Here is a 13,264-nt window from a genome sequence, read left to right as displayed (position 1 = left end):
TAAAAAAAATCCAAATTCCAAAACTCAAAAGAGCAACTTGGAATTTGGATTTTTAAAATATTGTGATTTGATTTTAATTCGCTACTTCACTAATGAATTTAATGCGCATCAATCTCAACTCATCAATATCATAATCGCCGTCGAATTCTTTCAAGGCTTCTTCAATATTATCAGAATGCGATTCCATAAAGTAATCGTGAATTTCTTCTTGTTGGTCTTCATCCAAAAGATCATCTACCCAATAACCAATATTTAATTTGGTTCCCGAATACACAATCTGCTCCATTTCTTTGATCAAAGCACCCATCGTTAAGCCTTTTGCAGAAGCAATATCCGTTAAGGCTAATTTGCGATCAATATTCTGAATAATGTACAACTTATTAGCTGAGTTCACACCCGTTGATTTTACCACCAAATCGTCCGGACGAATGATATCATGATCTTCTACATAACTTTGAATCAAAGTCACAAATGCCTTACCATATTTCCGAGCTTTTCCTTCTCCAACCCCATGAATATTGATCAATTCATCGAGCGAGATAGGATATTTCAAGGCCATATCTTCTAAAGAAGGGTCTTGAAAAACCACAAAGGGAGGCACGCCTAGTTTCTTGGCTTCTTTTTTACGCAACTCTTTCAACATGGCCATTAAGGTTTCATCAGCGGTTCCTGTTGACTTAGAAGCTGTCACAATTGCTTCGTCTTCTGATTCATTATACTCATGATCTTCAGACATCATAAAAGAGAATGGGTTTTCTATAAAATCAAGTCCTTTGGAGGTGATTTTTACCACGCCATAGGTTTCAATGTCTTTCGACAAATATCCATCAACGAGCACTTGACGCAGCACAGCCATCCAATACTTTTCATCATGCTCTTTACCACTTCCAAAAAAGGATTGTGAATCCGTTTTATGTGCTTTGATCACGGCATTGACGCGACCAATTAAAGTGAATACTATTTCTTTTGACTTGTAAATATGTTTGGTTCCTTTAACCACTTGAAGAAGTTTTACCACCTCATTCATGGCTTCGATCTTGGTTTTTGGATTTCTAACATTGTCGTCCATTGTACCGCCTTCACCGGCTTCATTGTCGTATTCTTCACCAAAATAGTGCAATAAGAACTTACGTCTGGACATCGAAGTTTCTGCATAAGCCACCACTTCTTGCAACAGTGCAAATCCTATTTCTTGTTCAGCAACCGGTTTTCCAGAAAGGAATTTTTCAAGCTTTTCTACATCTTTATAGGAATAATACGCCAAGCAATGTCCTTCACCGCCATCTCGTCCTGCACGACCAGTTTCTTGATAATAACTTTCTAAGGATTTAGGGATATCGTGATGAATCACATAACGTACATCGGGTTTGTCAATTCCCATCCCAAAAGCTATCGTTGCTACAACCACATCAACATCTTCCATCAAAAACATGTCTTGATGTTTGGCTCGCGTTTTAGCATCTAATCCGGCATGGTACGGTACGGCACTAATGCCATTTACTTGTAAAACCTCAGCGATAGACTCTACTTTTTTACGACTCAAACAATAAATAATTCCTGACTTTCCTTTGTGTTGGCGGATGAATCGGATGATATCTGACTCAATATTTTTAGTTTTCGTACGAACTTCATAATATAAATTCGGACGATTAAAAGAAGCTTTAAAGGTTTTGGCATCCGACATTTCTAAATTTTTCAAAATATCTTCTTGCACTTTTGGCGTAGCCGTAGCGGTTAAACCAATTACTGGCACTTTACCCAATTGCTTAATAATATGGCGTAAATTGCGGTATTCAGGTCTAAAATCGTGACCCCATTCCGAAATACAATGCGCTTCATCAATAGCTACAAAAGACAAAGGAACTTGTTGTAAAAACTGAACATACTCCTCTTTAGTTAAGGATTCAGGTGCCACATATAATAATTTGGTGACGCCTTTGGTAATGTCAGCCTTAACTTGAGTAATTTCTGTTTTGGTCAAAGAGGAATTTAATACATGAGCCACTCCATTATCAGAGGACAAACTCCTAATAGCATCTACTTGATTTTTCATCAAAGCAATTAGAGGAGAAACTACAATCGCAGTTCCTTCTAACACTAGGGCTGGAAGCTGGTAACATAAGGACTTACCACCACCCGTGGGCATAATAACAAAAGTATTTTCTTTATTCAAAAGTGTCGTAATGACTTGTTCTTGCAATCCTTTGAACTGACTGAAGCCAAAATACTTTTTTAATTCTTTGTGGATATCAATTTCGTTTGAATTCATTCTTTATTATGTGGTATTTTGTATAAATTTGCATCCTTTAAAGATACAAAAATCTTTATTTTTTACAAATTTAAACATTCTGTTTTGATAAGCAACGAAAACCTACTGGCATTAGCCAAAAAAACTATACTTTCTGAGAGTGAGTCTATTGCCAAGTTGACTACTTTTTTAGACGATCATTTCATTGCCACTGTAGAAAAAATCTACCACTCCAAAGGTCGTGTGGTGGTTACTGGTATTGGCAAAAGCGCCATCATTGCTCAAAAAATCGTAGCTTCCTTAAATTCTACGGGAACTCCAGCTTTATTTTTACACGCCTCAGAGGCCATTCATGGCGACTTGGGAATGATTCAAAATGAGGATGTGATTATCTGTATTTCAAAAAGCGGAAACAGTCCAGAAATTAAAGTTTTGGTTCCTTTATTAAAGCGTTTTGGTAATACTTTAATAGGAATAACCGGAAACATGACTTCTTTCTTAGCCAAAGGCTCCCATTTTGTTTTGAATACTACGGTTGATGCAGAATCATGTACCATGAATTTAGCTCCCACCAATAGCACCACTGCACAATTAGTAATGGGCGATGCTTTGACGGTTTGTTTGATGGAAATGAGAGGATTTCAGGCAGAAGACTTTGCTAAATACCATCCAGGTGGTGCCTTAGGAAAAAAATTATTACTCAAAGTAAAAGACCTTATCGAAAATTCTTTACAACCAGTAGTTACTCCAGAAACATCCATCAAAAAAGCGATTTTTGAAATTTCAGAAAAAAGACTAGGCGTTACGGCAGTAATCGAAAACGAAAAAGTGGTAGGCATCATTACCGATGGCGATATTCGTAGAATGCTAAACGATAGAGACAGCATTGCAGACGTAACGGCTCAAGAGATCATGACTAAAAATCCGAAACAAATTCATTCAGAAGCCATGGCCATTGACGCCTTCAACATGATGGAAGACAACGCCATTACGCAACTCATTGTTATTGATAATGGACAATATAAAGGCATTTTACATATTCACGACATTTTAAAAGAAGGTATTGTATAATGGCTAAGAAAAACCTGAACGAAATGTCGTTTTTAGACCATCTTGAAGAGTTAAGATGGGTACTCGTTCGCAGTACAACGGCAATACTAATAATGGCTTGTGTTACTTATTTTTTTAGTAATTTTCTGTTTGATAGTATCATTTTTGGACCTACACGTCCAAGCTTTTTTACCTATCGCTTTTTTTGCGACCTGCAAGAGCAACTCGGTTTTGCCGAAAGTATTTGTATCACCGAACTTCCCTTTATCATTCAAAACACTTTGATGGAAGGACAGGTCAACATGTTTGTTTGGATGTGTTTATTGGCAGGCTTCATTCTAAGTTTTCCTTATATTTTATTTGAAATCTGGAAATTCATCAGCCCCGCATTGTATGAACAAGAAAAAAAAGGAGCTAAATTTTTCATCAGCGTCTCCTCTTTGTTATTCTTTTTAGGCGTATTGTTTGGTTATTTTGTTATCATTCCGATGTCGGTTAACTTCGTAGCTACCTTCACCGTTTCTGATATGGTAAAAAATCAATTTACACTAGAATCCTATATTGGCCTGGTAAAAACCTCTGTCTTAGCAGGAGGATTATTTTTTGAATTACCAATAATTATCTATTTTCTAACCAAATTAGGGTTGGTAACTCCCGAATTTTTAAGAAAATATTGGAAATATGCCGTGGTGATTATTCTAATAATAGCTGCAATTGTGACGCCTCCAGATGTAGTAAGTCAAACCATAATTGCCTTACCTATGCTGTTGATTTATGAAGTAAGTATTTTAATTTCAAAACTAGTTGTACGTAACCAAAAAAAACAAAATGGCTGATATCGTAACTGAATTCAATGAATACCGTTCAAAAATGAACGAAAAACTGTTGGCGGATAACAACAAAATTGTAAAACGCATCTTTAACCTTGACACCAATGCGTATGCCGCAGGTGCTTTGGACGTGAAAACGAAAGAACTTTTAGGCTTAGTAGCCTCAGCGGTTTTACGATGTGATGATTGCATCAAATACCATTTAGAAACCAGTTACAAAGAAGGCATCACTCGCGAAGAAATGATGGAAGCCATGGGCATAGCCACTTTGGTTGGCGGTACCATAGTAGTCCCTCATTTACGTCGAGCTTATGAATTTTGGGAAGCCTTGGAAGAGCAAAAATAAGCCTTAACGCACCTATTTTTTCGCTATTTAGCAAAGAGTATTTGCGCTAACTTTAGCTTCTCAACTTAAAAACAATACAAAATCTCAGGATTTTAGCAACTCAAAGAAAATGAAATTAAGAGCAGAAAACCTCATCAAAACATATAAAGGACGTAGTGTTGTAAAAGGCATCTCATTGGAAGTGAACCAAGGGGAAATTGTAGGTCTTTTGGGTCCTAACGGCGCGGGTAAAACCACGTCTTTTTATATGATTGTAGGATTGGTAAAACCCAATTCTGGTCATATTTATTTGGATGATTTGGACATTACACAATATCCGATGTACAAACGAGCACAACAAGGCGTGGGATACCTTGCACAAGAGGCTTCTGTTTTTAGAAAATTAAGTATCGAAGATAATATTTTGAGTGTCTTGCAATTGACGAATCACACCAAAGAAGAGCAAGTAGCTAAAATGGAGAGTCTCATTGCAGAATTCAGTTTAGAACACATTCGTACCAATCGTGGCGACTTGCTCTCGGGAGGTGAACGAAGAAGAACAGAAATTGCACGTTGTTTAGCCACCGACCCAAAATTCATCTTGTTGGATGAGCCTTTTGCGGGCGTAGACCCAGTGGCTGTAGAAGACATTCAACGCATTGTAGCACAATTAAAAAACAAAAACATTGGTATTTTGATCACCGATCATAACGTACAAGAAACCTTAGCCATCACCGACAAAACTTATTTGATGTTTGAAGGAGGGATTCTAAAAGCGGGAACTCCTGAAGAATTGGTGGAAGATGAAATGGTGCGCCGAGTATATTTGGGACAAAATTTTGAACTACGAAGAACAAAGATCGACTTTAACACCCCAAAATAGACTACCTAAAGCATCGCTATGCTACTGTTTTAGTCCAAATCTCTCATAATTTAAAAACCCTTTCTGAATATATTGATTCAGAAAGGGTTTTCTATTGGAAAAGTATATTCGTTTACTTCTGTTTAATATGAAATATATAAGAATCCTACTTTTTGTTTCATAGCGCCACTTATTGGTTTTTTGTATTTGATTACATAGTAATAAGTACCTGAAGCTAAGTTGGCGTTCTTATCATTAACACCAGCGCCTTCTGCATTTCCAACAAACACTTTCGAGCTGTTATTATAGCCATTCATCTTAAATACCAATTGTCCCCATCTGTTATAAATTTCCACAGTATTGTCAGGATAATTCTCAATTCGGTCGATTATAAATACATCATTCAAACCGTCATTGTTGGGTGATATGGCATTCCTTGCAACAACATCACAACCAGCTGCACTGTCATCAAAGTCACAAGGGTCTTTTAATTCAACCGTAATCATGGCCGTTGAACAATTATTAGCATTGAGTTTATCACAAATTGAATACGTTAAAATATAGATTCCTATTGCTGAACCTGCAGGAATAACAACTCTTCCTTGGCTATCCACCGTTACTCCTTGCAAACCATCATTGTCTACAATGGTAACTACAATGCTTTGAGCATTTATTGTTCCATTATTTTCTTTATCATTTGCCAAAACATCCAAAACTTGCTCTTTTGATGCATCAAACGGAGTCGAAGTAAAATCATCATCTACAGCATTAAGTACAAAATCCAATACTGTAATTGTTTTTGTAACTACTGAAGTACAAGCTGCTCCATTAGTAACAGTGTAACTAATAATCACTGAACCAGAAGAAATACCTGTAACCACTCCAGAGGGCGTAATGGTTGCTACAGCATTGTTATTGCTACTCCAAACTCCTGCTGATGTTCCATTGGTCAACGTAATAGAACTTCCGACATTTAGAGAATTTGGACCACTTATTGGTCCAAGTACTGGCAATGCATTAGCCGTAACCAATATCACATTACTCACTACACTCGAACAGCTGTTTTGGGTTACTTGCACCGTATAAGATCCTGATGTTGTAGCAGTGTAGCTGCTAGCGGTAGCACCTAGTATTGCGGTACCATCTTTAAACCATTGGTTGCCCGTACTTACACTACTGTTTAAAATAACTAATCCTGGTGTACAGAAACTTGTGCTACTCGCCGGAGTAATGGTAGGTTGTATAGGTTGTGCGATAATCGTCAGAGATTTACTTACGCTAGTTGTACAACCAGCAGCATTAGTTACGCTATAGGTAATGGTTACGCTACCTGCACTCACCCCTGTTACAAGACCTGAACCATCAACAGTGGCGATGCCTGTATTGCTAGTACTCCAAACGCCGCCTGTGGTGCTATTGGATAGGAGAATACTAGAACCCGCACAAACTGTATCTGTTCCTGTGATTGGGGTTACTACTAGATTTGGGCTAACTACTACTTGTATGACTGTACTTACCCCACTAACGCAGCCTGTAGCATTAATCGTCTCAAGGGTATAACTTCCACTTGTAGTAGCAAAATACTCACTACCTGTAGCACCAGCTATCACTAGGCCGTCTTTTAACCATTGGTTACCTGTTGTAGATGACGTATACAAACGAACACTAGTGCCTTCACAAACCGTTGTATTTCTTGAGGAACGAATTATTGGAATGCCAGGAGTAGCATTGGCTGTTACTAATACCCCATCACTCATCTCACTAGCACAACTGTTTTGTGTCACAATTACGCTATAAATACCTGAATCAGTAGCGGTATAACTGCTGGTTATTGCTCCTGTTATGGTGCTACCGTCTTTGTACCACTGGTTGCCTGTTGTAGCACTGCTTCTAAGTACCACTGAGCCTGGGGCACAGAAACTTGTGCTGCTCGCCGGGGTAATGGTAGGTTTTATAGTTTGTGAGATAATCGTCATAAGTTTACTTACGCTAGTTGTACAACCAGCAGCATTAGTTACGCTATAGGTAATCGTTACGCGACCTGCACTCAGACCTGTTACTACTCCAGAACCATCAATACTTGCGATGCCGGTATTGCTGCTGCTCCAAACTCCTGCTGTGGTAGTACTTGAAAGGGTGATGCTAGAACCCTCACAAACCCTATCTACTCCTGTAATAGGCGCTACAATTCGGTTAGGGTTTACCGTTACCACAATAGGCACACTCAAGCCGCTCACGCAACCCGATATGTTACTACTCTCTACAGTATAAGTACCTGTAGTGGTCGCGTTATAATCACTGCCGGTTACTCCAGGAATTACTAGTCCGTCTTTAAACCATATATTGTCAGTTACTGAAGAGGTGTGTAAACGCACACTGCCTCCTTCACAAATAATCGTGTTGCCTGTAGCATTGAGCGTTGGAACACTAGGCGTAGCATTGGCCGTTACTGTTACTTGGTCACTCTCAATACTAACACAACCGTTTTGCGTCACTATTACCGTGTAAATACCTGAAACGGTAACGGTATAACTGCTCGTTGTTACTCCTACTATCGCGGTTCCATCTTTGTACCATTGGTTGCCTGTTGTAGCACTGCTTCTAAGTACCACTGAGCCTGGAGCGCAGAAGCTTGTAGCTCCTGATGGGGTAATGCTTGGCTTGTTGGGTAAGCCTCTTACCGTGATGTCTTTACTCACACTAGTCACGCATCCAAATTTAGTGGTAACGGTAAAAATAATGGTAGCCGTTCCTGCACTTACTCCTGTTAAAAGTCCTGAACCATCAATTGTGGCGATGCCTGTATTGCTAGTACTCCAAACCCCTTTAAGGATGGTATTGCTCAACTGTATTGTATTTCCTGCACACACCACTGCTGCTCCTACTATAGGATCTACCACTGGTGGCACGCTAACGGTAACTACCACTGGAATGCTCTCTATACTAGAACAGCCGTTTACCGCACTGACTGTATAAGACCCTGAATCCGATGCAGTATAGACTCTAGCGGTAGCACCCGTTATCGCAGCGCCGTCTTTGTACCACTGGTTGCCTGTTGTAGCACTACTAGTTAAAGTAACTGTTGCTGGAGAACAGAAACTTGTGACTCCTGAAGCGGTAATGGTAGGCTGTATCGGTTGGGCTATAACTGTAATGGTTTTGCTTACACTAGTTGTACAACCACTTGTATTGCTTGCGCTATAGGTAATGGTGACTGTACCCGCACTCACCCCTGTCACTACTCCAGAACCATCAATACTTGCGATGCCGGTATTGCTGCTACTCCAAACTCCTGCTGTAGTAGTACTAGCAAGAGTGATGCTAGAACCCTCACAAACCCTGTCTGCTCCAGTAATAGGTGCTACAATTCGGTTCGGATCAACCGTTACCAGTATCGGAGCGCTTAAGCCACTCACACAACCCGTCGTATTGATGGTCTCTACGGTATAAGTACCTGTGGTGGTCGCGATATAATCACTGCCGGTTTCTCCTGGAATCTCTACACCGTCTTTAAACCATATATTCCCTGACGGTGATGATGTGTGTAAACGCACACTGGCTCCTTCACAAATAATCGTGTTACCTGTAGCATTGAGCGTTGGATCACTTGGGGTGGCATTGGCCGTTACTGTTACTTGGTCACTCTCTAGGCTAACACATCCATTTTGAGTAACTACTAGTGTGTAAATACCCGAATCAGTAGCGGTATAATTATTGGCTGTCGCTCCTTGAATGGCTACACCCTCTTTAAACCATTGGTTGCCAGTATTGGCACTGCTTCTCAGTACCACTGAGCCTGGGGCACAGAAGCTTGTACTACTAGCTGCCGTAACCGAAGGCTTTCTAGGTAAAGTACTAACCGTAATCTCTTTGCTAACAGTACTTGAACAACCCGATAATCGGGCGGTAAAGGTATACGTAATTGTTACCCTACCTGCACTGATTCCTGTTAAAAGTCCTGAACCATCAATAGTAGCGATACCTGTATTACTACTACTCCATACTCCTCTAGGAAACGTATTGCTTAGCAAAGTGGTAGTGCTTGTACATACTAGATCCGCTCCAGTTATTGGGTCTAACACTGGTACCACATTCGCCTGAACCACAACAGCGCCACTCTCAATACTCGAACAGCCATTTTGGGTGCTAATTACCGAATAAGATCCTGAATCCGTAGCAGTATAAACACTCGCTGTTGCCCCTACTATAGGTAAACCATCTTTATACCACTGATTTCCTGTGGTTGCACTACTACTCAATACTACCGAACCCGGTATACAAAATGTAGTAGGACCTGAAGTTCCTATAACAGGTGTTACTGGCTCTGGTGTTACTGTAATGGTTTTGCTTACACTAGTCACGCAACCACTTGTATTGCTTGCACTATAAGTAATGGTGACCGTACCGCCAATTATTCCTGTAACCTCTCCCGATCCATCAACAGTGGCAATACCGGAGTTGCTACTACTCCAAACCCCACCTGCAGTAGCATTGCTTAAGGTGATGCTCGCATTGGCACAAACCCTGTCCGCTCCTGTGATAGACGCTACAATTTTATTTGGGTTTACCGTTACCAGTATCGGAGCGCTTGTGCCACTCACGCAACCTGTCGCATTGATTGTCTCTACGGTATAAGTACCTGTGGTGGTCGCGATATAATCACTGCCGGTTACTCCAGGAATCTCTATTCCATTTTTAAACCATTTATTGCCTGTTACTGAAGAGGTGTGTAAACGAACACTTGCCCCTTCACAAATAACCGTATTGCCTGTAGCGTTCAATGTTGGAACACTCGGGATAGCGTTGGCCGTTACTGTTACTTGGTCACTCTCTAGGCTAACACAGCTATTTTGCGTCACAATTACGCTATAAATACCTGAATCGGTAGCGGTATAGGTACTGGCGGTGGCTCCTACTATTATAGTGCCGTCTTTGTACCACTGATTGCCTGAACTAGCACTACTTCTTAAGACCACTGAGCCTGGGGCACAGAAGCTTGTAGCCCCTGATTTGGAAATGCTTGGCTTACTAGGTAAAGTACTAACCGTAATCTCTTTGCTAACAGTACTTGAACAACCCGATAATCGGGAGGTAAAGGTATACGTAATTGTTACTCTACCCGCACTGATTCCTGCTAAAAGCCCTGAACCATCAATAGTAGCAATACCTGTATTACTACTACTCCATACTCCTCTAGGAATCGTATTGCTCAGCAAAGTCGTAGTGCTTGTACATACAACATCCGCTCCAGTTATGGGGTCTAAGAAAGGTAAACCATTCGCCCGAACCACAACAGCGCCACTATCAATACTCGAACAGCCATTTTGGGTGCTAATTACCGAATAAGATCCTGAGTCAGTAGCAGTATAAACACTCGCTGTTGCCCCTACTATAGGTAAACCATCTTTATACCACTGATTTCCTGTGGTTGCACTACTACTCAATACTACCGAACCCGGTAAACAAAAGGAAGTAGGACCTGAAGTTGCTATAACAGGTGTTACTGGCTCTGGGGTTACTGTAATGGTTTTGCTTACACTAGTCACGCAACCACTTGAATTGGTCACGCTATAACTAATGCTTACCGTACCGCCAATTATTCCCGTAACCTCTCCCGATCCATCAATAGTGGCAATACCGGTGTTGCTACTGCTCCAAACCCCACCTGCAGTAGTATTGCTTAAGGTGATGCTCGCATTGGCACAAACCCTGTCTGCTCCAGTAATAGGTGCCACAATTCGGTTCGGATCAACCGTTACTAGTATCGGAGCGCTTGTGCCACTCACGCAACCTGTCGTATTGATTGTCTCTACAGTATATGATCCACTAGTGGTTACAATATAATCACTGCCAGTTTCCCCTGGAATTTCTATTCCATTTTTAAACCATTTATTGCCTGTTAAAGAGGACGTGTGTAAACGAAGACTTGCCCCTTCACAAATAACCGTATTACCTGTCGCATTCAATGTAGGGATACTTGGGGTAGCATTGGCTGATACCGTTACTTGGTCACTCTCTAGGCTAACACAGCTGTTTTGCGTCACAATTACGCTATAACTACCCGAATCGGTGGCGGTATAACTGTTTGTTGTTGCTCCTGCTATGGCAGTACCGTCTTTATACCATTGGTTGCCTGAACTGGCACTACTTCTTAAGACCACTGAGCCTGGGGTACAGAAGCTTGTAGCTCCTGATGTGGAAATGCTTGGCTTACTAGGCAAAGTACCAACTGTAATCTCTTTGCTAACACTGCTTGAACAACCCGATAATCGGGCGGTAAAGGTATACGTAATCGTTACCCTACCTGCACTGATTCCTGTTAAAAGCCCTGAACCATCAATAGTGGCAATACCTGTATTACTACTACTCCATACTCCTCTAGGAATCGTATTGCTTAGCAAAGACGTTGTGCTTGTACATACAACATCCGCTCCAGTTATGGGGTCTAACACTGGTACTACATTTGCCTGAACCACAACAGCGCCACTCACAATACTTGAACAACCGTTTTGGGTGCTAATTACCCTATAGGATCCTGAGTCAGTAGCAGTATAAACATTCGCTGTCGCCCCTGCTATAGGTAAACCATCTTTATACCACTGATTTCCTGTGGTGGCACTACTACTCAATACTACCGAACCCGGTATACAAAATGTAGTAGGACCTGAAGTTCCTATAACAGGGGTTACTGGCTCTTGGGTTACCATAATGGTTTTGGTTACACTCGTCACACAACCACTTGAACTGGTCACGCTATAACTAATGCTTACCGTACCACCAATTATTCCTGTAACCTCTCCCGATCCATCAATAGTGGCAATACCAGTGTTGCTACTACTCCAAACCCCACCTGCAGTAGCATTGCTTAAGGTGATGCTCGCATTGGCACAAACCCTGTCTGCTCCTGTGATAGGCACTACTATTGGGTTAGGGTTTACCGTTACCACAATAGGCACACTCAAACCACTTACGCAACCCGTCGTATTGATACTCTCTACTGTATAAGTACCCGTAGTGGTCGCGATATAATCACTGCCAGTTTCCCCTAAAATCTCTACACCGTCTTTAAACCATTTATTGCCTGTTATTTTTTGAACACTTGCCCCTTCACAAATAACCGTGTTGCCTGTAGCATTGAGCGTTGGAACACTCGGGGTAGCGTTGGCTGTTACCGTTACTTGGTTACTCTCTAGACTAACACAGCTGTTTTGCGTCACTATTACCGTGTAAATACCCGAATCGGTGGCAGTATAACTGTTTGTTGTTGCTCCTGTTATTGCAGTACCGTCTTTGTACCACTGATTGCCTGAACTAGCACTACTTCTTAAGACCACCGAGCCTGGGGCACAGAAGCTTGTAGCCCCAGATGTGGTAATACTTGGCTTACTAGGTAAAGTACTAACCGTAATCTCTTTACTAACAGTACTTGAACAACCCGATAATCGGCTGGTTATGGTATACGTAATTGTTACCCTACCTGCACTGATTCCTGTTAAAAGTCCTGAACCATCAATAGTGGCAATACCTGTATTACTACTACTCCACACTCCTCTAGGAAACGTATTGCTCAGCAAGGTCGTTGTGCTTGTACATACTACATCTGCTCCAGTTATGGGGTCTAACACTGGTACCACATTCGCCTGAACCACAACAGCGCCACTCTCATTACTCGAACAACCACTTTGGGTGCTAATTACCGTATAAGATCCTGAATCTGTAGCAGTATAAACACTCGCTGTAGCCCCTGCTATAGGTCCACCATTTTTATACCACTGATTCCCTGTGGTGGCACTACTACTCAATACTACCGAACCCGGTAAACAAAAGGAAGTAGGACCTGAAGTTGCTATAACAGGTGTTACTGGCTCTGGGGTTACCGTGATGGTTTTGCTTACACTAGTCACACAACCACTTGTATTGCTCGCACTATAAGTAATGGTGACCGTACC

6 protein-coding genes are annotated in these 13,264 nt (G+C 41.2%); 4 read left to right on the top strand and 2 right to left on the bottom strand.

Features of this window, described 5'->3' with window-relative positions; genetic code table 11:
* Positions 1–73 precede the first annotated feature (73 nt).
* Positions 74–2,269: a DNA helicase RecQ gene (gene recQ / locus AO58_RS0114540; RefSeq protein WP_024982399.1), complete on the bottom strand. Its 2,196-nt coding sequence runs from the start codon at positions 2,267–2,269 to the stop codon at positions 74–76.
* 84 nt (positions 2,270–2,353) lie between these two features.
* Here recQ and AO58_RS0114535 point away from each other — a divergent pair, with 84 nt between their 5' ends.
* The 4 genes from AO58_RS0114535 to lptB all read left to right on the top strand — a co-directional run bounded on the left by AO58_RS0114535 (position 2,354) and on the right by lptB (position 5,336).
* Entirely contained in the window at positions 2,354–3,319 is a 966-nt protein-coding gene (locus AO58_RS0114535; protein WP_024982398.1) for a KpsF/GutQ family sugar-phosphate isomerase, read from the top strand.
* Positions 3,319–4,134, top strand: a complete 816-nt coding sequence (gene tatC / locus AO58_RS0114530) for a twin-arginine translocase subunit TatC (protein ID WP_024982397.1) — start codon at positions 3,319–3,321, stop codon at positions 4,132–4,134. The genes AO58_RS0114535 and tatC overlap by 1 nt, the downstream gene beginning before the upstream one ends.
* On the top strand, positions 4,127–4,474 hold the full coding sequence (locus AO58_RS0114525; protein WP_024982396.1) for a carboxymuconolactone decarboxylase family protein: 348 nt from the start codon (positions 4,127–4,129) through the stop codon (positions 4,472–4,474). Before tatC ends, AO58_RS0114525 begins: the two co-directional genes overlap by 8 nt.
* Before the next feature lie 109 nt (positions 4,475–4,583).
* The gene (gene lptB, locus AO58_RS0114520) at positions 4,584–5,336 is read left to right on the top strand and encodes an LPS export ABC transporter ATP-binding protein (protein ID WP_024982395.1); all 753 of its coding nucleotides are present in this window, start codon (positions 4,584–4,586) and stop codon (positions 5,334–5,336) included.
* Between the two features lie 122 nt (positions 5,337–5,458).
* Here the strand turns inward: lptB and AO58_RS0114515 are convergent, their stop codons facing one another.
* Positions 5,459–13,219, bottom strand: a complete 7,761-nt coding sequence (locus AO58_RS0114515; RefSeq protein WP_217998273.1) for a T9SS type B sorting domain-containing protein — start codon at positions 13,217–13,219, stop codon at positions 5,459–5,461.
* Positions 13,220–13,264 lie beyond the last annotated feature (45 nt).

Source organism: Flavobacterium succinicans LMG 10402 (assembly GCF_000611675.1).
In the GTDB taxonomy this organism is placed as follows: Bacteria; Bacteroidota; Bacteroidia; order Flavobacteriales; family Flavobacteriaceae; genus Flavobacterium; species Flavobacterium succinicans.
The sequence above is the reverse complement of the archived record's forward strand: the minus strand, read 5'-3'. Positions and strand labels throughout refer to the sequence as shown.